Annotated in this window: 20 protein-coding genes; 17 read left to right on the top strand and 3 right to left on the bottom strand. The window is 50.9% G+C overall.

The genetic code is table 11. The annotated features are described in order from the left end of the window. Positions 1-35 precede the first annotated feature (35 nt). The 17 genes from CIK99_RS13195 to CIK99_RS13130 all read left to right on the top strand — a co-directional run bounded on the left by CIK99_RS13195 (position 36) and on the right by CIK99_RS13130 (position 21,965). Entirely contained in the window at positions 36-1,316 is a 1,281-nt protein-coding gene (locus CIK99_RS13195; protein WP_094381956.1) for a PAS domain-containing sensor histidine kinase, read from the top strand. A 131-nt stretch (positions 1,317-1,447) separates the two neighbouring features. After that, positions 1,448-3,700, top strand: coding sequence for an inorganic phosphate transporter (locus CIK99_RS13190; protein WP_094381955.1), 2,253 nt, complete (start codon positions 1,448-1,450; stop codon positions 3,698-3,700). Between the two features lie 170 nt (positions 3,701-3,870). After that, positions 3,871-4,011, top strand: a complete 141-nt coding sequence (locus tag CIK99_RS15550; protein ID WP_173805369.1) for a hypothetical protein — start codon at positions 3,871-3,873, stop codon at positions 4,009-4,011. Continuing rightward, positions 3,983-4,477, top strand: coding sequence for a DUF6169 family protein (locus CIK99_RS13185; protein WP_094381954.1), 495 nt, complete (start codon positions 3,983-3,985; stop codon positions 4,475-4,477). Before CIK99_RS15550 ends, CIK99_RS13185 begins: the two co-directional genes overlap by 29 nt. A gap of 252 nt (positions 4,478-4,729) precedes the next feature. Beyond that, entirely contained in the window at positions 4,730-4,852 is a 123-nt protein-coding gene (locus CIK99_RS15960; protein ID WP_256387410.1) for a hypothetical protein, read from the top strand. A gap of 47 nt (positions 4,853-4,899) precedes the next feature. Further along, positions 4,900-5,088, top strand: coding sequence for a hypothetical protein (locus CIK99_RS13175; protein ID WP_094381952.1), 189 nt, complete (start codon positions 4,900-4,902; stop codon positions 5,086-5,088). A gap of 537 nt (positions 5,089-5,625) precedes the next feature. Beyond that, the gene (locus tag CIK99_RS13170) at positions 5,626-7,026 is read left to right on the top strand and encodes a hypothetical protein (RefSeq protein WP_094381951.1); all 1,401 of its coding nucleotides are present in this window, start codon (positions 5,626-5,628) and stop codon (positions 7,024-7,026) included. A gap of 179 nt (positions 7,027-7,205) precedes the next feature. After that, the gene (locus CIK99_RS13165; RefSeq protein WP_144008003.1) at positions 7,206-9,506 is read left to right on the top strand and encodes a hypothetical protein; all 2,301 of its coding nucleotides are present in this window, start codon (positions 7,206-7,208) and stop codon (positions 9,504-9,506) included. Between the two features lie 189 nt (positions 9,507-9,695). After that, positions 9,696-9,830 carry a hypothetical protein gene (locus tag CIK99_RS15955; RefSeq protein ID WP_256387409.1) on the top strand — a complete coding sequence of 45 codons (135 nt, stop codon included), beginning with the start codon at positions 9,696-9,698 and terminating at the stop codon, positions 9,828-9,830. 17 nt (positions 9,831-9,847) lie between these two features. Next, positions 9,848-9,973 carry a hypothetical protein gene (locus tag CIK99_RS15950; RefSeq protein WP_256387408.1) on the top strand — a complete coding sequence of 42 codons (126 nt, stop codon included), beginning with the start codon at positions 9,848-9,850 and terminating at the stop codon, positions 9,971-9,973. Positions 9,974-11,287: 1,314 nt separating this feature from the next. After that, a complete protein-coding gene (locus tag CIK99_RS13160; RefSeq protein ID WP_254047818.1) occupies positions 11,288-11,971 on the top strand; it encodes an HAD family hydrolase in 684 nt (227 codons plus the stop codon). Positions 11,972-12,051: 80 nt separating this feature from the next. Continuing rightward, positions 12,052-13,380 carry an inositol-3-phosphate synthase gene (locus CIK99_RS13155; RefSeq protein ID WP_094382059.1) on the top strand — a complete coding sequence of 443 codons (1,329 nt, stop codon included), beginning with the start codon at positions 12,052-12,054 and terminating at the stop codon, positions 13,378-13,380. Between the two features lie 94 nt (positions 13,381-13,474). Continuing rightward, the gene (locus tag CIK99_RS13150; RefSeq protein ID WP_094381949.1) at positions 13,475-16,090 is read left to right on the top strand and encodes a DUF5686 family protein; all 2,616 of its coding nucleotides are present in this window, start codon (positions 13,475-13,477) and stop codon (positions 16,088-16,090) included. A 22-nt stretch (positions 16,091-16,112) separates the two neighbouring features. After that, on the top strand, positions 16,113-17,216 hold the full coding sequence (locus tag CIK99_RS13145; protein WP_094381948.1) for an Mrp/NBP35 family ATP-binding protein: 1,104 nt from the start codon (positions 16,113-16,115) through the stop codon (positions 17,214-17,216). Continuing rightward, positions 17,213-17,848: a lactate utilization protein gene (locus CIK99_RS13140; RefSeq protein WP_094381947.1), complete on the top strand. Its 636-nt coding sequence runs from the start codon at positions 17,213-17,215 to the stop codon at positions 17,846-17,848. The genes CIK99_RS13145 and CIK99_RS13140 overlap by 4 nt, the downstream gene beginning before the upstream one ends. Beyond that, complete coding sequence (locus CIK99_RS13135; protein ID WP_094381946.1) at positions 17,848-19,968, top strand: DNA topoisomerase 3; 2,121 nt, start codon at positions 17,848-17,850, stop codon at positions 19,966-19,968. Before CIK99_RS13140 ends, CIK99_RS13135 begins: the two co-directional genes overlap by 1 nt. Further along, entirely contained in the window at positions 19,965-21,965 is a 2,001-nt protein-coding gene (locus tag CIK99_RS13130; protein ID WP_094381945.1) for an OmpA family protein, read from the top strand. Before CIK99_RS13135 ends, CIK99_RS13130 begins: the two co-directional genes overlap by 4 nt. Here CIK99_RS13130 and CIK99_RS13125 read toward each other — a convergent pair. The 3 genes from CIK99_RS13125 to CIK99_RS13115 form a co-directional block, all read right to left on the bottom strand. Next, complete coding sequence (locus tag CIK99_RS13125) at positions 21,932-22,324, bottom strand: DUF5056 domain-containing protein (RefSeq protein ID WP_094381944.1); 393 nt, start codon at positions 22,322-22,324, stop codon at positions 21,932-21,934. The two genes, CIK99_RS13130 and CIK99_RS13125, sit on opposite strands and share 34 nt — an antisense overlap. A gap of 138 nt (positions 22,325-22,462) precedes the next feature. After that, positions 22,463-22,996, bottom strand: a complete 534-nt coding sequence (locus CIK99_RS13120; protein WP_094381943.1) for an RNA polymerase sigma factor — start codon at positions 22,994-22,996, stop codon at positions 22,463-22,465. A 50-nt stretch (positions 22,997-23,046) separates the two neighbouring features. After that, positions 23,047-23,928, bottom strand: coding sequence for a DUF6249 domain-containing protein (locus CIK99_RS13115; protein WP_094381942.1), 882 nt, complete (start codon positions 23,926-23,928; stop codon positions 23,047-23,049). Positions 23,929-24,018: the final 90 nt, after the last annotated feature.

Genomic DNA, 24,018 nt, shown 5'->3' with positions numbered 1-24,018 from the left:
AAAGATTTGTCTAATCTTAAACATGAACGTACTATATGGGCTGCATATTTTTATTTTCGTTGTTAAATCTGTCATCCAACAGTCTCACGTATATCGTGGTGCTGGTGATTGCGGCATTGGTGATAGCTTTCCTCGCTGTAATGTCTGTGACGCAGAAGAAGGAGAGGAAGAGCCTTGAGCGGGCTCTCATCCACCTCAACGGACTGAACCGGCAGGGTGTGGAGCACGAACTGGTGCTGCAGGTGATGAAGCTCGCCTCGTGGAAATACGACGTGGAGAACGGTACGTTTACTATAGAGAACGACTACCGCCCCAATGCTGGCGTGGTGACTTATCTGCCAGGCACAGCCATTGAAATGTTTTACGACTCGGTGCACCCGAAGGATGTGACGAAGGTGAAGGACACGATGGAGAAGATCGTGGCCGGAGAGACCGAGCTTGCCGACGTGCAGTTTCGTGTCAACAACGGCAATGACGAGTGGACATGGGCGCAGATGTATGCCATGACGGCCGACCGCGACGACGACGGACGGCCTACGGTGATCGTGGGCGCGTCGCTCAATATAGACAAGCAGAAGCGCATGGAGCACGACATCATCGAGGCTCGGCGCCGGGCCGAGGAGAGCGACCGTCTGAAGTCGGCTTTTATCAACAACATAAGCCACGAGGTGCGTACGCCGCTCAACGCCATCATAGGCTTCTCCGACATCCTCACCACGGTGACCGACAAGGCCGAGCACGACCATCTCGTGGCCATCATCAAGGAAAACAACTCCAAGCTGCTCACCATCTTTGAGGACGTGATGAACATCTCGAAGGTGGAGGCCGACAACGACCGCGAGTCGCTCAACATAGAGAAGTTTGACGTGCTCAAAGTGGTGGAGGAGGAGGTGTCGCACGCCCGTACGAAAAATACCAACGACAGCCTCATCATCGACTATCTCTTCCACTCGCGGCAGATGATGGTGGAGAGCGACAGGGAGCGCGTGCAGTACATAGTAAAGCATTATCTGGCCAACGCGATGAAGTTCACACGCCACGGCAACATCACGACGGGAGTGAAGGAGCTCGAAAACGGATTCCTGCGGATATGGGTCTCCGACACGGGCATCGGCATTCCCGAGGAGGCGAAGGAGAGAATCTTCGACCGCTTCTACAAGGTCGATTCCTTCGTGCAGGGAGCGGGACTCGGACTGGCCGTGTGCCGCCACTACGCCCTCAGTCTCGACGGCAACGTGGGCATGGAGTCGCATGCCGGACAAGGCTCGACGTTCTGGGTGGATATTCCCGTGAGCGCCGGGGCGGCGAAAGATTAGCTCCTGATGAAATAGGGAAAATGAAGATTTAACACAATTGTAATATCTGTTTAAACAAGGTGTAACATAGAGTTTCTACTTTTGCAGCGGAATTATAAAAACGTTAATACAAACAAAAGTAGAAACAACACATGGAATACATCTATCTTGTCATCGTGGTCTTCCTGCTCGTGCTGGCGGTGTTCGACCTCTTTGTGGGCGTCAGCAACGACGCTGTCAACTTCCTCAATTCCGCCATCGGAGCAAAGGTGGCGAAGTTCAAGACCATCATGCTCATTGCTTCCCTCGGAGTGGTCGTGGGAGCGGTGATGAGCGCGGGAATGATGGACGTGGCGCGACACGGCATCATGCATCCCGCCAACTACTCGTTCCACGAGGTGATGACCATCTTCCTCGCTGTCATGGTCACCGACGTCATCGTGCTCGACATGTTTAACACGCTCGGACTGCCCACCTCGACCACCGTGTCGCTGGTGTTTGAGCTCCTCGGCGGCACGTTTATACTCGCCCTGCTCAAGATACACGCCGACCCGAGCCTCACCTTCGACGCGCTGCTCAACAGCGACAAGGCGCTGAGCGTCATCATTGCCATCTTCGTCAGCGTCGCCATCGCGTTCTTCACCGGAGTCGTGGTGATGTGGATTTCGCGAGTCGTCTTCACGTTCAACTATAAGCTCAAGCTGCGCTACACCGTGGCAGTGTTCGGAGGAATAGCCTTCGCCGTGCTCTCCTATTTCATATTTATAAAAGGACTGTCGAAGTCGCCGTTCATAGCCGCCGACACCAAGGAGTGGATTACCACCAACACCGTACTGCTCATGCTCGCCATCTTCGTCCTCGGCACGCTGCTCATGCAGACGCTCCATTGGCTGCGCTTCAACGTGTTCAAGATAATAGTGCTCATGGGAACCTTCGCCCTCGCCATGGCGTTTGCCGGCAACGACCTCGTCAACTTCATCGGAGTGCCAATGGCTGGACTCGACTCTTACCAGGACTTCATGGCCAACGGCCGCGCGCAGGGCGACGACGCCTTTCTCATGAACTCGCTGATGACCTCAGCAAAGACACCGCTGCTCTATCTGCTCGGAGCAGGCGTGGTGATGATCGTGGCAATGGCTACGTCAAAGAAGGCGCAGAACGTGGTGAAGACCAGCGTTGACCTCGCACGTCAGGATGAGGGCGAAGAGATGTTCGGCTCGTCGAAGGCGGCACGCAGCATCGTACGCGCCACACAAGGAATGGGCAGCTTCGTGCAGCGATACATGCCTCACCGTGTGGCACTTTGGATAGACTCGCGCTTCAAGAAAGAAGACGTCATACTTGAGGACGGAGCCGCGTTCGACATGGTGCGAGCAGCCGTCAACCTCGTGCTGGCTTCGGTGCTCATCGTAGTGGGCACAACATATAAGCTGCCACTCTCCACAACCTACGTCACCTTCATGGTGGCAATGGGTACGTCGCTCGCCGACCGCGCTTGGAGCCGCGAGAGCGCAGTGTTCCGCGTCACTGGAGTGCTCTCGGTCATCGGCGGATGGTTCATCACCGCCGGAGTGGCTTTCGCAGCCTGCGCCATAGTGTGCATGACGATGTATTTCGGAGGCTTCCTCGCCATGTTCCTCTTCATGGCTCTCGCCGTGTTCCTCGTAGTGAAGAGTCAGATTGCCTACGTGCGCAAGTCGCGCAGCGAGAAGAAGGACGACGTGTTCATGCTGATGATGAGGACGAAAGACCCCGAGATTGTGCTCGACCTCCTGGAGAAGCACGTCTCGCGCACGCAGAGCTTCGTCAGCCGTTTCGCCCTCGAACAGTATGACAACATCCTCGACGGACTGTCAGCCGAAAACCGACACCTGCTGCGCCACTGCAAGCGCGACCTCGACAACGAGCACGACCAGCTCAAGAAGTTCCGCCGCAAGGAGATGCTCGCTCTCAAGCGAGTGCCTTCCGACGTGGCAATGGAGCGCAACACGTGGTTCCACCTCGGAGCCAACAGCAACCAGCAGTTCATCTACTGCCTCAAGCGAATGCTCGACCCTGTAAAGGAGCATGTCGAGAACAATTTCAACCCGCTGCCTCAGAGCTGTCTTGAGGAGTTCGCGCCAGTGCGATTCAAGGTTGAGGAACTGATGAAGTGCACCGAGGCGATGCTCTCCAGCGGACGCTTCCTCTCCTACGACGAAGTGCTTGCCGAAGCCGACCGCGTGAAGGATGACCTCTCCACCCTGCGAAAGCACCATCTCGACCGCATGCAGCGCGACTACGACAACAACAACCTGAAGATTTCCCTCGTCTATCTCAACATCCTTCAGGAGAGTCAGGAGTTCCTAAGCATCATGCGCCACCAGCTTCGCGCCGCCAACCGCTTCTACGGTGGTGACAGATAAGGTCGGCTGACGAGTCAACTTGAAAAAAATCCCTGTCACGCTTGTCACGCTGTCACGCTTGTCGTGTCATCAGATGCAAGCGTGGCAGTTTTTTTCTAAAAAAAGCTCGAAATGTTTGGTTATCTTAATAAATCTATGTAATTTTGCAAACGATAAAAACAATAGTGCAAATGGAAAGAAACAACAACGTTAAATCGGTTTTCTTGAAACTGATTGAGGACAAAAAGGCGATAAGTGAGTGTATTCGCAATGGTGGTGACATTTTAGAAGTTGCAAAAGAACGTGGAATACAGCTCGCCACTCCCGTATAGTGTAGTCAAATCAGATGATTTTGACTATAGATTTACTACAAAGGACGGTGTAAAATATCGTGCTTATTTTATTAATGTGTCTTATTTACATCCCTGTTTTATTGAGGCTTATTCTTTCAATATAGAACCAGAAGGAGATGTTTCTTCTACACATAATCCGATTGATATTAGGATAGGTAGAACTATAGCGCAAATACTTAATGAGTTTTTTGAAAAGAATGAGAATTCAATGATTATGGCTTGTGATAATACAGATGGAAGGGAAGGGAAACGTAGGCTTTTGTTCGACAGATGGTATGATATTTATAGCAACAACAAACTTATAAAACTTGATGCTTCAATGGAAAATGAATCCTACCGCCTTTATGTGTCAATGTACATTAATAAAAATAATCCGAATAAAAATCTGATTATTGAAGCATTCAATTCTCTCGTGAAAACTGATTTATATGCGTTGGGATTATAGTTTTCCCGTTTTGGCTAACTTTTTTCCCGTTTTGGCTCGTCAGTTTCAATTTTTATCCGTAACTTTGCAGAAGAAAAGCTGCATCTCGGCAAAACAATCAAGCAAGCTTGTTGCTTTTGCTCTCGATTTGCATTTTCTTTGCAGAAGAAAAGCTGCATCTCGGCAAAACAATCAAGCAAGCTTGTTGCTTTTGCTCTCGATTTGCATTTTCTTTGCAGAAGAAATTTTCAACGAATTAAAACATTTATCATTATGGAAGAGAAAAAAGACAAGAAACAGTTGCTCGACGAGCAGCAAGTGGAGGAGGTGAACGGCGGAAGAGTAAAACTTCGAGGCGTAGTAGTCGAGGGTCCAGACGTGGAAACTTACGCGTGAACAAATAAATAATAATATATTGTTGAACTTTAAAAATTAAATTAATTATGGAAAAAGAACAGAAAAAACAGTTGCTCGACGATGAGCTGATGGACGAGGTTGCTGGTGGTGGTGCAGGCCTAATACCTAATGAATGTGGGGATTTCACTGGTGATAGTTATTACGCACATGGTACAACTATTTTTGGTGGAAGAGGTTCTGTACACAGTGATACTGCCAATAGTAATCCCCTGTAAAAGCCATCAGTCCAGATTGTGGGTTTCGGGGGCTTAGGCAATCCCGACGACACGAAGGATTCTGAACTTGTTTTACATCCGCGGTTTGCCGCCGAAAGGGCGGTGGGCTGCGGATGTAATGCGCTATACGAGGCGATTTTTGCGCGCCAGTTAGGCAACAAATTTTTCCCAGTTAGGAAACGATTGTCGGAGAGTAGAGGTGTGACAACGTTACAGGCGTGACAAGGTTTTTTCGAGGGTATCACTTTGTGAATTTTACTTACTAAATTTATATCTCTTTTATATATATATTATAATATATATATAAAAGAGAATTAATCATATGCGGAAGGAGTAGGAAGAAACGTTTGTCACGCTTGTCACATTGTCACACTTAACAATAAAAAGTTTTTCGATTTTTATTTTGTATTTCACTCAACTTGCACTACCTTTAAATAAGGTAGGCTGCACTCGGAAATACAAAGAAAAATATAATTTTCCTTTGTCATTTCACTCTTTTGCACTACCTTTGCATCCACCTAATATAAGCATAGAACAATGAACGAGAAAATAATAATACCTATTGTGGGCATGCGCTACAGCAAGGTTTTTAAGGGCATGACCAAGGACGAGGCAACGGAAGCGTCTCAAGCGCATCTCGAAGGCATCTCGAAGGGTGAGCGTGTGGTGCTGATGTCTGAAAACGACAATCCGGTTGACCCGCAAGCCGTGATTTCCTACATGAAGGGCGACTTCTACGGATGGGTGAAAGCGGCGCTGAAAAACATCGTGCGACTGCTGATGAAGGACGAACAGGTGGTGGCGAGTTATGTATGCGGAAGCCATGTCACCTACTTCGTGGAGATAGAGACCGAAGGACCTTTGGAACTGCACTGGGAAAAGCTCTACTCAATGGACAACTGTCCGCTGAACGACAGAATAGTTACGTCGATGCCTTTGGACGAACGGCGCATTGCAGCCGAGGAAAGCGAGTTTCGCCGACTGCTTGCAGAGGTGAAAAGAGCAAACCTAAGTTCAACTGAGGGTTGCTCATGTGGAGACCTCCATTCTGCGGAGGTTACCTCATGTAGTGACCTTCATTCGATGAAGGTTTCCTCATGTAGTGACCTCGATTCTAACGAGGTTACTAAACTTCGAGCGGCGTTCATGGATTGCGCCGAACGCATGGTGGAGAGTTTGGGCTGCTCGCTCTCGCGGGAGTCGGAGCTGACAATGAGTTTCGTAGCCACGTCGCTCATGATGCTTGTTGCCGACCCGAAGTCGAAAGAGTGGGGTGGTGAGAAACTGGAGCAACTCGCGGAGAAAGCCGAGCGCAAGGCCGCCGACACCACACGCGACACAGGCGAAGCCATTTTCAACACTATGCTCGACAGTGCGCTCAACGACAGGGTGATGTTCGAAAGGTATGAGCATTCCAAGGGGTGTGCGATTGGAAAAATGAAAGTCACTCAAAGGAGGGAATGTGCAGGTGAGCTGAAAGAGTGGCTAAGGACTATGACGAGTCTCTACGACCTGCTCACTCCGCTTGAAGACAAAAACTGGAAGGAATTGGCGGCACAAATAAGGTATCTCGCTCTCGCGCGTACTGATTTATATAGTGTGATGGCTGCCATCGCCTTGGTGAAGAAGCTGGAGGACAGCGGCGAGAAGAGTGCCTACAAGGGAAGAAAGGAAGAAACTTTCTTCGCTACCGAGGAGGAATGTCGCAAAAAGGCAGAGGAAATGAAGGCTTTGCTGGGCGACAAGGTGAAAATAGGGTTAGACACCAGCGCGGAGAATCCGTTATCATGTGCTGTGGTTGACATCGTGAAGAATAAATGGAAGGTCGCTTATCCCAACGCACCGGCTCTCGTCCGATTCCTAACCCAATATTGCGGCATTGAACTGAAGAAGCAAGAAAAGTCGGTAAGCAACAAACTGCGCGATTTGTTCCGCTAAATTGCGAAAAATAAAGGATAAAACAGCGGTGAAATCTGCCAAACACAAGCATATTCAAAAACATATTTCGGCATATTTATAAGCATAAAAACACACGAGGAAAAACAAAAAAAAGATTGTACCTTTGCGGCAGAATCCTGCGAATAGTTTGCAGGAAAAAACAAAAAAAATTATTTCTTATGACTTGTTTTCGTATACAAAACGTGATGGGCATCAAGATGATGCACCTCGTGAAAAGCCGCGAAGAGTACCTTCGCCTTAGAAACAGTGGCAACCAGATTGCCAACGTTAGTGAAGCCAGAAATGGCAACAGTGATGCCAAGAGAAATCTTGTGCAGATGAACTATTCTTGTCTGCCCGCCTCGGGAGGACTGCTGCGCGGAGCAACAAGGCAGTCGAACTCAGTGGGCATGGACCTCGACTTCGACCCGACGCGTCCCGACTACGACCAGCTGATGGCTGAACTGCCGGCGAAGGTCATCGGCATGAAGGATGAGCTCGGTCTGCTGATGCTCGAGCGTTCCGCCACGAAGGGATTCCACGTCGTGTTCCGCCGCCGAACCGAAATGAGCCAGGTGGAGAACCTCGAGTGGGCAAGCCGACTCATCGGAGTGGAGTTCGACAAGGGAGCAAAGGACATCACGCGAGTGTTCTACACCACCACCGCCTCAGCCGACGACCTGCTCTTCCTCGACGACGAACTCTTCACCGGAGGCGAGCCGACAGACGAAAGCCCCTCGGCGGTGCAGGCACTGCTCGAAAAGTCGAGGGCAAGGACTGCCCAGCTGAAAGCCGCTGCCCAACAAGCCGCTGACGGACAAGCTGCTGACGGACAAGCTGCTGACGGACAAGCCAGCCCAGTCGTTTCAACGAAAACCCCTTCTGCCTCGGAAGGCTACTTGGGTTTCGCGTGGAAACAGATTATCGACAAGTATTTCGAGCTCTACAACAACGGCAAGGAGCCTTCGGCTGGCAACCGCAACACCCTCACCTTCGAGCTCTCGCAGGCTCTTGCCCCGCTGGTTGACTACAACGCCGACCGACTGCTCGCCATCGTGCCCCGCTACGACTCACTGCCCGAACAGGAGTGGCGCACAACGGTGACCAACGCCTTGCAGAAGCGATGGAAAACCATGCCACGACGCACCTCGGAGGTGATGAAGGCACTGAAGAACGAGGAACTGAATAACTCTCTCGGAGGCACTGCACTGCTGCCTCCCGAGATGCCCAAGAAACTGCCGCCAGCGCTGAAACTCCTGACCAGCAAAGTGCCCAAGCCCTACAAGGCTTGCGTGGCAGAGGGCGTGTTCCCCGCACTTGCAGCCCATCTGCACGACGTGAAGTTCCGCTACATCGACAACACCGAGCGCGAGGCAACGCTTATGGCTCTGCTCATTGCACCGATGTCAACAGGAAAAAGCTCGGTCAACGTGCCTATTAATAAGGTGATGGCAGACATCGTCGAGCGCGACAACATCAGCCGCGAGAGGGAGATGGAGTGGAAGCGCAAGAACCCCTCGTCGAAAAGCAAGGCTCGCGACCCACGACCCGAGGACATCTGCATACAGGTGCTCACCTCCGACCTCACCAACGCTGCCTTCAACCAGCGCATGTTCGACGCCGACCGCAACGGCCACCGCTACCTCTTCCTCAAGACCGACGAGCTCGACTCGATGAGGAACGTCACCTCGCAGCGCAGCATACAGCAGCTGTCGGTGGTGGTGAGAAACGCCTTCGACAACGCCGAGCACGGACAGGAACGAGTGGGTGCCGACTCAGTGACCGGCAAGGCTCCGCTGCGCTTCAACTTCCACACCTCGTCAACGCCTAACGTAGCCAAGGCCCTGCTCAAAAACTCGTCCATCGACGGAACTCTCTCGCGCCTTTCCGTCTCGAGCATAGAGAAGCAGCAGACGACGGGAGACATACCCAAGTATGGCATCTACGACGACAAGTTCGACGCCGACCTCAAGCCATTCATCGACCTGCTCAACCGGGCAAACGGCTTCATCGAGTGCCAGCAGCTCAACGCGCTCATTGAGCAGTTGGTAGTGGAGAGCAAGGACATAGCTTTGCAGTACGACTCCGAGGGCTACGAGCTGCTCTCGCGCCGCGCCTGCGTCATAGCCTTCTGCAAGGGCATGGTGCTCTACATCCTGAACGGATGCCGATGGTCGAAGGATATCGGCGACTACGTCCGCTGGTCGCTCCGCTACGACCTTTGGTGCAAGATGAAGTACTTCGGAGTCATCTTCGAGGAGGAACTGGACAAGGAGAACAAGTCGCTCCGCGAGGGCATGGTGAGCCTCTACGACCTGTTGCCCGACACCTTCACCATCGACGACTACCACCGCGTGAGGGTATTGCAGGGGAAGTCGGCAGACGGAATGGCAACCCTTCGCCAGTGGCGCCACCGCTCGCAGATTGAGTACGACAGCATAGGCAATGTATATGTGAAAACCAAGCGTCGGGCGGCATAGCGTGACAACGTTACAAGCGTGACAGCCTTTTTTCCCGCATCGTTTCAGCCAAAATGGGGAAAAAGGGCTGTTTTCCCGTTTTGACCAACATTTTTCCCGTTTTGGCTCTTCGCTTTCGAAAAAAAATCGTAATTTTGCAGCATCAAAACAACAAATAAACATTTATAAACAATTTAAAACTTTACAATTATGGAAGAAGAAAAGAAACAAATTGAGCAAGAGCAGCAGCTCGAAGAGGCTAACGGTGGCAAAGGACCAACAATATACACACGTGACCATGGCTATGTGTCCACAACGAGTATATTTGGACAAAAAAAACATTGATTTAAACGATTACAATTATGGAAGAAGAAAAGAAAAAAATTGAGCAAGAGCAGCAGCTCGAAGAGGTTAACGGTGGCAAGTCCAAGTTGCCGCCTGATGAAGCTTTTTGGGTGAGGAATAATCCACTTAACAAAACGAAATAAAAACATCTTCTATTATGGAAAAGAAAGAAGAAAAGAAAAAGAAGGCTCTCGAGGAGGAAATGCTCGACGAAGTGAATGGTGGTGGTTCTAAAATCATTCTCCGAATTTTTTCTTAATTCATTGCCAACCCCTCGGAAAGCATAACGAGACCCGACAACAGTATGGGCGGACACATTGGTTCGCCCATATTGTTGTCGGTGTTATATAAACCATTTAGTGCTACTTTTTGCCTTGCAATAGTATAAAAAAGCATATATATAATGTTAATATGCTTATTGAAAAATAAAATTGGTTAAAAAGTTTTTCTGTTTCAAATATATTTCCTACCTTTGTGCCACTAAAAAAAGAAAAGTAGTATAATACAGAAATATGATACTCGCTATAAGCCGAGCTGAGAGATACTCACCAAACTCCATCGACAAGGACGCGGCCATTCTCCACAGCTTGTGTAAAGAACTGAAGCACTATGGTTACGACGTTGACTCCACTGACGAAATAAGTCTCGGAGCTAACGACAATCGTCGTGTCTATATCTCTATGGCAAGGACCGACCAGGCTCTCGACCTCCTCGACCATGCCACAAGGCGAGGAGCCATCGTCATGAACGACCCACATGCCGTCGTCCTATGCAAAAACCGACGACTGTTGATGCAAACCCTCGCCAACGCAGGACTCAACACTCCCGCCGCCGCTCCCGCTCCCGCCGCCGCTCCCGCCGCAAGCGCGTCCGCGCCCAAAACTCCCTCCAACAGCGCGTCCGCGCCCAAAACTCCCTCCAACAGCGCGTCCGCGCCCCAAGCTCCCTCCGGCTATTGGGTAAAGAAAAACCGCGGATACTCAGAGCAAGCCGCCGACGTCTGCTACGCCGCCGACGGAGACCAGCTTACCACCATCGTGGCGCAGATGAAAGCAAGGGGCATAGACGACATCTACGTCACATCACACGTCGAGGGCGACCTCGTCAAGTTCTACGGAGTGGCTGGCACCGACTTCTTCCGCACCTTCTATCCTGGCGACGACCGCCAGTTTAAATTCGCGCAGGAAGAGATAAACGGCCTGCCGCAGCACTACAGCTTCGACGCCGAAAGCCTACAGCGCAGTATCGACGCCGCCGCAAGGCACATAGGGCTCGACTTCTACGGAGGCGACGCCATCATCGCCCCTGACGGCACCGCCACCATCATCGACTTCAACGACTGGCCAAGCTACTCACGATGCCGCGAAGAGGCCGCAAGGGCAATGGCTCTCGCCGTGGCAGGACGCATCAGGCAGAAAGGCAAACGCCCATTGCTGCCACTTGGCTCTCACGCGGGCGTGCGCGCAATCATATTTGATTATGGTGGCACACTCGACACCGGAGGCACTCACTGGGGAAAGCAGCTCTGGCACGCTTATCAGCGGCAGCAAGTGCCCGTCAGCGAAGAGCTCTTCCGCGAGGCTTACGTCCATGCCGAACGCACCCTCGGGAAAAACCCAATAATAAAACCTGACTTCACCTTCCGCAAAACGCTGGAGACAAAGGTGGAAATAGAACTCAAATATATAGAGGAACGCATCGACGGCTTCAACGCATCGCTATGGCTCAGACCCGTGGTTGACGACCTCTACGCACTCACACTCAGCCACACCCGCCGCAGCCGCCAGGTGCTCACAAAACTGGCTCAGAAGATGCCCATGGTGCTCGTCAGCAACTTCTACGGCAATGTCGCCACCGTGCTCCGTGAGATGCAGCTCGACACACTCTTCACCAGCGTCATCGAGTCAGCTGTAGTAGGAGTGAGAAAACCCGACCCACGCATCTTCTCCCTAGGAGTCGAAGCCCTCGGGATAAAACCATCTGAGACGGTCGTCATCGGAGACAGCTACGACAAGGACATCGAGCCCGCCAAGGCAGCAGGATGCCGCACCGTGTGGTACATCGGCGAGGGATGGAACGACGGTCTGCCCGACGCCACCCATGCCGACGCAGTCATCACCTCGCTCACCGAGTTGGAGTAATCCCGATGAACATCAAAAAAAAATCGACATACCCCAAAAAACAAGATAATAATCATAAGACATTAAAAAAAATATACGTAATGAAGCAATCTAATGTTAAGCCAGCAGATGGCAAATTAGGAATTATGGTTGTTGGTTGCGGTGCCGTGGCAACAACCTTCATGACTGGTGTTTTCATGGCTCGTCGTGGCCTTGCAAAACCTGTAGGTTCAATGACTCAGTACGACAAAATACGTATTGGCCGTGGAGCCGACAAGAAATATCTTCACTACAGCGACATCGTGCCGATGGCTAAGCTCGACGACATCGTCTTCGGATCGTGGGACGTCTATCCTCAGAACGCTTACCAGGCTGCCATGTATGCCGAGGTGCTGAAAGAGAAGGATATCAACCCCGTAAAGGACGAACTCGAGGCTATCAAGCCCATGAAGGCTGCCTTCGACAAAAACTACGCCAAGCGTCTAGACGGCGACAACGTGAAGGACTGCAAGACCCGATGGGACATGGTAGAGGCTCTGCGCCAGGACATCCGCGACTTCAAGGCCGCCAACAACTGCTCGCGCATCGTCGTGCTCTGGGCTGCCAGCACAGAGATCTACGTGCCTGTGGATGAGAAGGTTCACTACCATCTCGCCGATCTCGAGGCTGCCATGAAGGCAGACGACCGCGAACACATCGCTCCCTCTATGTGCTACGCCTACGCCGCACTCACCGAAGGCGCTCCATTCATCATGGGCGCACCTAACACAACGGTTGACATCCCAGCCATGTGGGAACTCGCCGAGAAGACCAAGATGCCTATCGCTGGCAAGGACTTCAAGACCGGACAGACCCTCGTCAAGAGCGGTTTCTCGCCAATCATCGGCACACGATGCCTCGGACTCTCAGGATGGTTCTCAACAAACATCCTCGGCAACCGCGACGGACTCGTGCTCGACGAGCCAGCTAACTTCCACACAAAGGAGGTCAGCAAGCTCTCTACACTCGAGACCATCCTCAAACCCGACGTTCAGCCCGACCTCTACGGACACGGCAACGACGAGGACACTCAGTACTACCACAAGGTGCGCATCAACTATTATCCTCCTCGCAACGACAACAAGGAGGGTTGGGACAATATCGACATCTTCGGATGGATGGGCTACCCAATGCAAATCAAGATCAACTTCCTCTGCCGCGACTCTATCCTCGCAGCGCCGCTCTGCCTTGACCTCTGCTTGCTGAGCGACCTCGCTGCTCGGGCAGGACGCTACGGCATACAGCGCTTCCTCAGCTTCTTCCTCAAGGCTCCTATGCACGACTACACTCAGGGAGAAGAGGCTGTCAACCATCTCTATCAGCAATACACAATGCTGAAAAACGCTATTCGTGAGATGGGAGGATACGAGGCTGATGAAGAAATCGACTAAATGAAGAATATCCGAAGAATGAGGGGTGGACAACTTCATCCTTCATTCTTCATCTTTATCCTTCATTCTCCATTCTTCACACCATAGTAACAATATGAAATCATTCAGAATAACATTCTTCTTCTTACTGCTGGTGCTCGCATTGCCAATCAAGGCGCAACTCACCGGCACAATCATCGACGACGAAACTGGCGACTCCATTCCTTATGCAAGCGCCATATATCGTGGTCATGGCGTCGCCGTGGCCTCAAATATCAACGGACAATATCGCATTGCTCGTCACAATGGATGGGCGCTCACCTTCAGCGCCATAGGATATGTTTCCAAAACTATCACTATTACCGAGAAAATAAAAAACTCTTTCAACGTCAGACTCAAACCCGATAACAAAACACTGAAAGAGGTCACCATAAAGTCCAAAAAATCACGCTACAGCAGAAAAAACAATCCTGCCGTAGAACTCATGAAAAAGGTTATCGCAGCAAAAAAACAAACCGACCTCGACAACCGAGACTTCTATCAATACAATAAGTATCAGAAACTTACTCTCGCTCTCAACGACATCACACCCGAAAGACTCGAAGAGCCGAAAATGAAAAACAAAAAGTGGCTCACCGAACAAATCGAACGATGCGAGTACAACAACAAACTCATACTCCCCGTTTCGGTTGATGAGACACTCACACAGAAAATATACCGCAAAAGCCCACATAGCCAGAAGAATATCATCAAGGGACAACAGTCAAACGGAGTCAACGACCTGCTCCAGACCGGCGACATCCTCACCACCACACTGAAGGACGTATTCACCGATGTCAACATCTACGACGACCAAGTACGACTCCTGCAATATCCATTCACCTCGCCCATCGGAAAAGACGCTATCGGGTTCTACCGATATTATATCATGGACACGCTATACGTGGAGCGCGACAAGTGCATCCACCTCCATTTCATGCCCAACAACCAGCAGGATTTCGGATTCCGTGGCGACATATATATACTCGCAGACTCGTCTTATCAGGTGAAGCGATGTGAACTCACAATACCTAAACGCTCCGACGTCAACTTCGTCGAAAATCTTCTCGTAAAACAAGAGTTCACCATGCTTCCTGACTCATCGTGGGTACTCACCATCGACGATATGATCGCTGAGATAAAACTCGCCAGCTGGATACAGAAATGTATCGTCATAAGAAACACACGAATGAGCGACTTCGCATTCGACGAACTGCCAAAACAGCTCTTCAAGGGAAAGGCACGAGAGGTGAAAGAGGCTGACGCCATGATGCGAGACGAAGCCTTCTGGAACCAATACCGACAGGTCTCGCTCACAAAAAGCGAAAGCCGAATGGATGCTTTCGTACATAACCTCGAACAAATTAAAGGCTTCAAATACATCATCTTCGGACTTAAGGCGCTCATCGAAAACTTCGTCGAGACCGGAAACCCGAGCAAGGTCGATATCGGACCTATCAACACCATGCTCACAAGCAATCCCGTCGATGGACTACGTACGCGCATCTCCGCACAGACCACAGCCAAACTCAACCCAAACTGGTTCGCCTCTGGCTACTTCGCCCGTGGATGGGACAGCAAGAAAAACTACTACAAGGCCGACCTCGTCTATTCCTTTAACAAGAAGGAATACCTGCCTCGAGAGTTTCCTAAACGCACGCTAACCCTCTCTTCCACCTATGACATCATGGCTCCATCCGACAAGTTCATGAAGACCGACAAGGACAATGTCTTCACCTCGTTCAAGTGGAGCAAGGTAGATAAGATGATGTTCTACAACCGACAGGAGATAACCTTCGAACGTGAGGAAGACTGGGGATTCAAGACCACCGTCGGCTTCAAGACAGAGGAGAATGAAGGTGCCAGCGACCTATATTTCATTCCGATGCGCCAATATACCGCCGCACAGAATGTACCCCCGCAAACCCATGCCACCGATGCTGCTCCAGAAGGACTGACACCGGAAGCAATGAGAGGACTGTCGGCAAAGTTCCGCACTTCGCAGTTCCATGTGGAATTACGCTTCGCACCAGGCGAGACATTCATCAACACCAAGCAGCGCCGCCTGAAGATCAATCTCGACGCCCCCGTCTTCTCCGTTGGTCATACGCTCGGCATCAAAGGCTTTCTCGGAGGCGACTATCGCTACAACTTCACCGAGGCGTCTATATACAAGCGCTTCTGGATGAACTCATGGGGAAAGATTGACTGCTACCTCAAAGGAGGAATACAATGGAACCAAGTGCCTTATCCGCTACTCATCATGCCTGAGACAAACCTCAGCTACATCATTCAGGACGAGACCTTCGAACTCATCGACAATATGGAGTTCCTCAACGACCGCTTCGCTTCGCTCTACGTCTCGTGGGACTTCAACGGAAAGATCTTCAACCGCATCCCGCTCATCAAAAAACTTAAATGGCGCGAGTATATCGGATTCCGATGCCTCTGGGGATCACTCTCTGACAAAAACAACCCGTTCCTCGAACAGAACGCCCAGAGCGACGTGCTCATGATGTTCCCGGCCGGTTGTCGTGTCATGGACTCCAAGACTCCATACTACGAACTCTCACTCGGCATTCATAACATATTCAAACTCATACATGTGGAATACGTCCGCCGCCTTAACTACAACGACTATCCTGGCGTACACAAGGACGGAATCCGCTTCATGGTGAGAATGACATTCTAACATATTAATAAGAAAAAGAAAGATGACTCTATATCCAAAACTCATAATCGACGCGCTGGCTACGGTAACGTATCCCGGTACAAAGAAAAGCCTCGTGGAGAGCGGCATGCTTGCCGACACTCCCAGTATCAACGGCATGAAGGTAAAGGTCGTGCTCGTATTCCCACGAGACACCGACCCGTTCCTCAAATCCACTCTCAAAGCTGCCGAGGCAGCCATCCACTATCATGTATCTAAAGACGTGGAGGTGGAAATCGAAACCGAGTTTAAGTCGAAACCACGTCCCGAAGTGGGCAAAATGCTGCCCGACGTCAAGAATATCGTAGCCGTAAGCTCTGGAAAAGGTGGAGTGGGAAAGAGCACCGTGGCAGCCAATCTTGCCATCTCGCTCGCACGACTCGGATACAAAGTCGGACTGCTCGATACCGACATCTTCGGACCCTCGATGCCTAAGATGTTCAACGTCGAAGACGCACGGCCTTATGCCGTGGAGAAAGACGGACGACAGCTCATCGAACCCGTTGAACAGTATGGCGTCAAGCTGCTCAGCATCGGATTCTTCGTCAATCCCGACACGGCCACTCTTTGGCGAGGAGGCATGGCTACCAACGCGCTCAAGCAGCTCATCGCTGATGCTGACTGGGGAGAACTCGACTATTTCATCCTTGACACACCGCCTGGAACAAGCGATATACATCTCACTCTCCTTCAGACGCTTGCCATCACCGGAGCCGTCATCGTAAGCACGCCGCAGCAGGTGGCGCTCGCCGACGCTCGTAAGGGCATCGACATGTATCGCAATGATAAGGTCAATGTGCCAATCCTCGGACTCGTGGAGAACATGGCATGGTTCACGCCTGCCGAGCTGCCTGAAAACAAGTATTTCATCTTCGGCAAGGAGGGATGCAAACGACTCGCTGAGGAGATGAACACTCCGCTGCTAGCACAGATTCCTCTCGTGCAGAGCATCTGCGAGAGTGGCGACAATGGTGTGCCTGCAGCATGCAACATCGAGACCATTACTGCCCAGGCTTTCCTCAACCTCGCACAGGCCGTGGTCACCGTCGTCAACAAACGTAATCGTGAACAAGAACCCACAAAAATCGTAGGAGTGAAAAAACAATGACACCAACTAAAATTAGAAACGAAAAACTCGCCGCGAAGATTATCAAGAATCTTGAGCGACGACATATCAAGGGCTATTATTGCCCAACGGCGAAAGATGCCGTGAATCTCGTATCAACTCTTATCGCCGATGGAAGCTCTGTGACTTGGGGCGGATCGATGACCATACGCGACATGGGCATTCCTGCTGCACTGCATGCAAGGGAGAGTCTTACCGTCTATGACCGCGACCTCGCTGCCGACCGAGACGAGGCGCAACAGATCTATCTCAAGGCTTTCTCGTGCGACTATTACCTCTCAAGCGCCAACGCCTTGAGTGAGGACGGACAGATAGTAAATATCGACGGTACAGGAAACCGAGTAGCGGCCATCACCTTCGGACCGAAAAACGTGATCTTCGTCGTGGGCGTCAACAAGGTGGCACAGGACGTGGAGGCGGCTCTCAAACGCGCACGCTCCACTTCAGCTCCCATCAACACGGCTCGATTCGACATCGACACGCCATGCAAGATCGACGGCGTTTGCCACAACTGCAACTCTGCAGATTGCATCTGTAACTATATCCACGTACTGCGAAACTCGCCAAAGGGAAAGCACCAGGTGGTCATCGTGGGCGAAAATCTCGGATACTGATGATCGTTTGTATCGCAGAGAAACCCAGCGTGGCAAGGGAAATAGCACGCATCATCGGAGCTACAGCTTCGCGCGACGGATATATCGAAGGCAACGGATATCAGGTCACGTGGACATACGGACATCTCTGTACGTTGAAGGAACCGCACGACTATACCGAGGCGTGGAAACCATGGACGCTCAGCCGACTGCCCATGATTCCGCAACGATTCGGCATCAAACTCATCCATCAGGAACATATCGAAAAGCAGTTTGCCGTCATCGAAAAACTCTTTCAGGCTGCCGACGCCATCGTCAACTGTGGCGACGCCGGACAAGAGGGTGAGCTCATACAGCGATGGGTGATGCAGAAAGCAGGAGCGAAATGTCCAGTAAAACGACTGTGGATCTCGTCGATGACCGACGAGGCTATTGCCGAGGGATTCCAGCAACTGAAGGATCAGGACGATTATCAATCGCTGTACTTGGCTGGTGTCAGCCGCGCCATCGGCGACTGGTTGCTCGGCATGAACGCAACCCGCCTCTATACTCTGAAGTACGGACAGAACCATCAGGTGCTCAGCATCGGACGAGTACAGACGCCAACGCTCGCGCTCATCGTCAACAGGCAGAAGGAAATCGAACAGTTTAAACCCGAGGCTTACTGGATCCTCTCCACTACTTATCGCGACACGGTGTTCACTGCCACCAAGGGAAAGTTCACAAAGAAAGAGGAGGGAGAGGAGTTTCTCGCCACCATCAGCGGAAAACCTTTCACCATCACCGAGGTTCAGAAGAAGAATGGCACCGAACAGCCGCCGCAACTCTACGACCTCACCTCGTTGCAGGTGGATTGCAACAAGAAATATTCCATGAGCGCCGAACAGACGCTCAACATCATACAGGGGCTCTACGAGAAAAAGCTCACCACTTATCCGCGTGTTGACACTCAGTATCTCAGCGACGATATCTATCCTAAGTGTCCGCAGACGCTCGCCGGACTGATGGGACGCTTCCCTCAGATTGTGCAGCCACTCAACGGCAAGGTGTTGAAGAAGTCAAAGAGGGTGTTCGACTCGTCGAAGGTCACCGACCACCACGCCATCATTCCTACCGGTGTGCCTGCCCGCAACCTCACCGATATGGAGGCTCATGTCTATGATCTCGTGGCAAAGCGTTTCATCGCTGTGTTCTATCCAGATTGTAAGTTCGCAACTACCACAGTCATGGGACGAGTGGAGAAAATCGACTTCAAAGTATCAGGAAAGACAATACTCGACGAGGGATGGAGAGCTGTGTATAAGAAGGACGCTGCCGAACAGACAACCGCTGCCAACCCTTCTTCCTCTGCCGACAATGCATCTTCTGACAAAGCTTTAGCCGATATTGCCGAGGAGCGCACACTGCCGCCGTTTGTCAAGGGCGAGAGTGGCGACCACGTGCCGTCGCTCACCGAGAAATGGACCACGCCGCCTAAGTTCTACACCGAGGCTACGCTGCTGCGTGCCATGGAGACGGCGGGCAAGTTTGTCGAGGACGAAGAACTGCGCGCCGCCCTGAAGGAAAACGGAATCGGACGGCCCTCGTCGCGAGCCGGAATTATCGAGACGCTCTTTAAGCGACATTACATTAAGCGCGAACGAAAGAACCTCATCGCCACACCTACAGGCATCGAACTCATCGACACTATCAAGGAAGAACTTCTGAAAAGTTGCGAACTGACAGGTATATGGGAGAAGAAACTACGCGACATTGAGGCTAACAAATACAATCCGGCTCAGTTTATCGATGAACTCAAGGAGCAGATACGACAAATAGTGCAGGACGTCATGGCTGATACAAGCAACCGACATATCACCACTCTTTCTGCTGCCGACTTGAAGAAAAAAATGGCTCCAAAGGCAGTACATGCGCCTAAGCAACCAGCCGCACCAAAACAACCAGCGGATTCCAAGCAACATGCCGCACCAAAGCAAAAGACAGAGCAATCAGCCGCCGAGTCTTCTCTGCAACCTGCAGCTGACGCTATCGTAGGCTCGCCATGCCCGATATGCGGCAAGGGACATCTCATCAAAGGCAATGCCGCTTATGGCTGTAGCAGATGGAAAGAAGGATGCACATACCGACTTCCTTTTAAATGAAATATATTTTTTCGTCTATAATTATTGGGGTACTGGCATTGGCTCTCGCATCGTGCGGAGCTGACACCTACGTAAAAAAAGGTGACCAGCACTTTGCCATCGGAGAATACTTCGATGCGGCTGAACAGTATAAGAAAGCTTATACAAACACGCCCGCCAAAGACCGGAAATTAAGAGGACTGAGAGCCGTGAAACTCGCCGAGTGCTACCGGAGAATCAACGCCTCGCAAAAGGCTATCGCTGCATATAATAATATAATAAGGTATAACCAGGCTGACAGTCTCACTCATCTGCGACTGGCACAGCAACTGATGAAAACTGGCAACTACCGTCTCGCGGAAAAGAATTTCGCCATAGCCATCGACAGCTTGCCCAATTCCACTATCGCAAAAAACGGACTCGCCTCGGCAAAACTCGCTCCCCAATGGAAGAAAAATGGCTCGGCTTATCAGGTGAAAAGGGAGAATATGTTTAACTCCCGAAGATCAGACTATTCGCCAATGCTGGCTGGTGACGACAACGACCGACTCTACTTCTCTTCCACACGCTCGCAAACAAAAGGCGACGAACTCAGTGGTATCACTGGAACAAAAACCGCCGACATCTTCTTCTCACAGAAAGACGAAAAGGGAAAATGGACAAAACCCCAGACTATCGACACAGAACTCAACTCTGCCTACGACGAAGGTGCTTGCGCATTCTCGCCCGACGGACGCACCATGTATCTCACTCAGTGTAGCAGCGACCCGTCTTATCCGCGATATGCGGTCATCTGCACTTCCCAACGAGCCGATGCAATCTGGGGAAAGAGCACTCCGCTTGTAATCTCTAAAGACACTCTCTCGAGTTTCGCACATCCCGCTGTCTCGCCCGATGGCACTTGGCTCTATTTCACTTCCGACATGCCCGGAGGAATAGGAGGACTCGACATCTGGCGCATTCAGCTCGGCAAGGACGGAGTGATAGGTGGAGTGGAGAATCTTGGCAGACCAATTAATACTGAGGGCGATGAGATGTTTCCTACTTTCCGTCCCAATGGCGATCTCTACTTCTCCTCTAACGGACATCCTGGCATGGGTGGACTCGACATCTTCATCGCCAAACGCTCGGCTGACGGAAAGAACATCGACATTGAGCATCCAGGTTATCCGCTCAACTCTGAGGCTGACGACTTTGGCATGACTTTTGAAGGACTGAAAAACCAAGGCTTTTTCTCCTCTAATCGTGGCGACGCTCGCGGATGGGATCATATCTTCAGCTTCTATAATCCGGAGATTGTCCAGACCGTCACGGGATGGGTGTATGAGAAAGACGGCTACGAACTGCCTGCTGCCATCGTTTATATGGTAGGAAATGATGGCACCAACCTCAAACTCAACGTCAAGGGCGACGGCTCGTTTACACAACAGATCAAGCCTGGAGTGGATTATGTCTTGCTCGGAACATGCAAGGGCTATCTCAACCATCAGGTGCAACTCACGGTAGAACCGACCAACGAGTCGTGCGACACGGTGCTCCAGTTTCCGCTGGCTTCTATCATGGCACCTGTGTTAATAGATAATATCTTTTACGATTTCGACCAGGCCACACTACGCCCAGAGTCGATGACATCACTCGACGAACTCGTCAAACTGCTGAACGAAAATCCTAACGTCACTATCGAACTTAGCGCACATTGTGACTATAAAGGGTCGGCAGCTTATAACAAACAACTCTCACAGCGACGCGCCGAGAGCGTTGTCAAATATCTGATAGAAAAAGGAATAGCCCACGATAGACTTACTCCCGTGGGCTATGGTAAGGATAAACCAAAGACAATAAAGAAAAAGGTGGCGGAGAAATATCCCTTCCTCAAGGCTGACGATGTGCTGACGGAAGAGTACATAAAGAGCCTTAAGCCTGATGAGCAGGAAATTAGTAACCAGCTCAACAGACGTACCGAGTTTCGTGTGCTACGCACCACCTACCACCTCTTCGACAATTCCGGACGTCCGTAGTAGAAGAGCATGGCTATCACTGTCAGCGTGGGCAGTATTAGTAGCATGACGCCGATGCTGGTGAAGAGACGCGAATAGTCAATGGTATGGAATAACACCATGAGCATGGCCTTCACGTCGTAGATGAGATTCCATCCTTTAAGTGCCACAAACAGCACCGCCGCCAATGTAGCGCAGATGATGTTCCATCTTAGCTCTGCCTTGGCAAAGGCGCGATTCTCAGCCTTCTTACATTCTGTTGACGGCAACACTTCCATCACCTTGTCGGTGAATCCGTTGTCGTCAATCTCAAGTTCGGTCGCCTCCTTAAAGAAGTCGTCGAGCATCATCAGGTCTTTATCGTCGTTCATGTTTGCCATAATGTCTTTATTGTTTCTTTACTTATTTTATCTTACTTACATGGTATGATTAAGATATAGGTCTGTTTCTCTTGAACAGCATCCTCCGATCTACAAATCTTGAGCTGCAACTCCGAATCTGTATTTAGGAACTGAATATCAGTATCCGTTTCGTTTCAGAAATTCAACCATCAGGTCCTTGCCTCTTTTCAAGTGCGACTTCACGGTGCCTAAGGGCAAGGCGGTGATTTCCGCTATCTCGTCTATGGGTCGTCCGTCCATCAGCTGCATGGTGATACAGGTGCGTTGCATCTCTGTCAGACGGGCGAGTGCCTCGTAAATGTCGCGTCGTATCATCGTGTCGGTGGTTGAAGAGCCGCCTCGGTGAACACTCACTGTGTCGATGTCGGCTGTGGGATGCATGGAACGGCAGTAGTCGTAGTATGTGTTGTAGGCTATGCGCATCAACCAGGTAGCAAACTGCGACGTGCCGCGGAACGATGTGATATGAGTGTAAGCCTTAACGAAGGTGTCCTGCGCAAGGTCGTCGCTGAGTTGCGAGTCGCCCAATGTCTGGGCGAGGAAAAATTTCCTCACCCTCGACTGGTATCGTCTCACTATCTGGTCGAAGGCTCGCTTGTCGCTGCCGTCCACCATCTGTGTTATGAGCGTAATGTCGTCTGTCTGTACCATTGTGCAGATTTATCTTTCGTTTACTTACTCTCTATCTTATTCCTCTCTCCCTATTTCTCGGGATAGATAAGGTCGCCGTTCGCCTTCGTATAGCTGTCGCCGTTCTCCTGCGAATTGCTACGGCTTTCTTGTGAACTGTTGCCGTTACGGTTTGCGTTGTCTTCATCAGAATAACCAGTTGCAGGCTCTTCTTTCTTATTGTGAGTGTCAGTCACTTTCATTCCGCGAGCCATGTACAACTGTCCGCCTCCGTAGCATGCAATGAGAAATCCTATTCCGCCGAGGAAGTCGTTGTGCCAGAATGAAAGACAACATACCATCAGTCCCAAGCCAATGGCTATGTGTTTAACACCCTTCGCCTTCAGGTCGTTGTCGAAGATAATTGTCTGCGACTCTGTTGATTGTGTTGTCCTCTTGCTGGAGCATTGTGCGTCGCGATACACAATTTTCTCTGAGCCTGGTATGGGTTGTCCGTGTTCTATGCATTTCTCAGCGAGACGAATGCGATCGCGGCGGTTGCGGTTAATGAAGTAGAGAATCACGATGAGCAATATTACTGGTGCGAGTACAAAGATGATGGCGCTTATTGCCACCAGTGCGGTTATCGAACCACCTACCTTGTCGATTATTCTCTCGGCAAACTCCAGCTCCTTGTCATTTCCCGACTCCCATTGCATTCTGTATGCCGACGGTTGGTTGTCGTCTTCCCATTCGTCATCAGTAGATGTGGTGTCAGAGTATGCCACGGTGGCATCGTTCTGTGCGGCTTTTGCCGCCTCTGCTGAGTCAGTAGCTGCCTGTTGTTTCGACTTGTTGTCAACCATTGTTGTGCGAGGCGTATGACGGTGCGATTGTTCGGCTGCCGTCATTGTTGTACTGGTAGAGAGCGTCATCAGCGCTGTCATTACCCAAATAATCATGTTCTGTTTCATATCTTTCGTTCTTTATGTTTTACTTATTTTTGAATATTTGACGATATTGTTGCTTAGAAAGTTGCAAAGTTCGGATTTTTTTTTTATTTT

The sequence above is a fragment of the Prevotella sp. P5-92 genome, assembly GCF_002251245.1.
Taxonomy (GTDB): Bacteria; Bacteroidota; Bacteroidia; order Bacteroidales; family Bacteroidaceae; genus Prevotella.
This window is presented reverse-complemented; position numbering and strand designations above follow the sequence as displayed.

What these genes read in the sequence shown, in the direction of transcription:
- CIK99_RS13150 (WP_094381949.1), top strand. Translation starts at nt 13,475, where the DNA reads ATGAAATCATTCAGAATAACATTCTTCTTCTTACTGCTGGTGCTCGCA.
- CIK99_RS13130 (WP_094381945.1), top strand. Translation starts at nt 19,965, where the DNA reads ATGAAATATATTTTTTCGTCTATAATTATTGGGGTACTGGCATTGGCT.
- CIK99_RS13190 (WP_094381955.1), top strand. Translation starts at nt 1,448, where the DNA reads ATGGAATACATCTATCTTGTCATCGTGGTCTTCCTGCTCGTGCTGGCG.
- CIK99_RS13135 (WP_094381946.1), top strand. Translation starts at nt 17,848, where the DNA reads ATGATCGTTTGTATCGCAGAGAAACCCAGCGTGGCAAGGGAAATAGCA.
- CIK99_RS13165 (WP_144008003.1), top strand. Translation starts at nt 7,206, where the DNA reads ATGACTTGTTTTCGTATACAAAACGTGATGGGCATCAAGATGATGCAC.
- CIK99_RS15950 (WP_256387408.1), top strand. Translation starts at nt 9,848, where the DNA reads ATGGAAGAAGAAAAGAAAAAAATTGAGCAAGAGCAGCAGCTCGAAGAG.
- CIK99_RS13155 (WP_094382059.1), top strand. Translation starts at nt 12,052, where the DNA reads ATGAAGCAATCTAATGTTAAGCCAGCAGATGGCAAATTAGGAATTATG.
- CIK99_RS13175 (WP_094381952.1), top strand. Translation starts at nt 4,900, where the DNA reads ATGGAAAAAGAACAGAAAAAACAGTTGCTCGACGATGAGCTGATGGAC.
- CIK99_RS13170 (WP_094381951.1), top strand. Translation starts at nt 5,626, where the DNA reads ATGAACGAGAAAATAATAATACCTATTGTGGGCATGCGCTACAGCAAG.
- CIK99_RS13140 (WP_094381947.1), top strand. Translation starts at nt 17,213, where the DNA reads ATGACACCAACTAAAATTAGAAACGAAAAACTCGCCGCGAAGATTATC.
- CIK99_RS13145 (WP_094381948.1), top strand. Translation starts at nt 16,113, where the DNA reads ATGACTCTATATCCAAAACTCATAATCGACGCGCTGGCTACGGTAACG.
- CIK99_RS13195 (WP_094381956.1), top strand. Translation starts at nt 36, where the DNA reads ATGGGCTGCATATTTTTATTTTCGTTGTTAAATCTGTCATCCAACAGT.
- CIK99_RS13125 (WP_094381944.1), bottom strand. Translation starts at nt 22,324, where the DNA reads ATGGCAAACATGAACGACGATAAAGACCTGATGATGCTCGACGACTTC.
- CIK99_RS13120 (WP_094381943.1), bottom strand. Translation starts at nt 22,996, where the DNA reads ATGGTACAGACAGACGACATTACGCTCATAACACAGATGGTGGACGGC.
- CIK99_RS15960 (WP_256387410.1), top strand. Translation starts at nt 4,730, where the DNA reads ATGGAAGAGAAAAAAGACAAGAAACAGTTGCTCGACGAGCAGCAAGTG.
- CIK99_RS15550 (WP_173805369.1), top strand. Translation starts at nt 3,871, where the DNA reads ATGGAAAGAAACAACAACGTTAAATCGGTTTTCTTGAAACTGATTGAG.
- CIK99_RS15955 (WP_256387409.1), top strand. Translation starts at nt 9,696, where the DNA reads ATGGAAGAAGAAAAGAAACAAATTGAGCAAGAGCAGCAGCTCGAAGAG.
- CIK99_RS13115 (WP_094381942.1), bottom strand. Translation starts at nt 23,928, where the DNA reads ATGAAACAGAACATGATTATTTGGGTAATGACAGCGCTGATGACGCTC.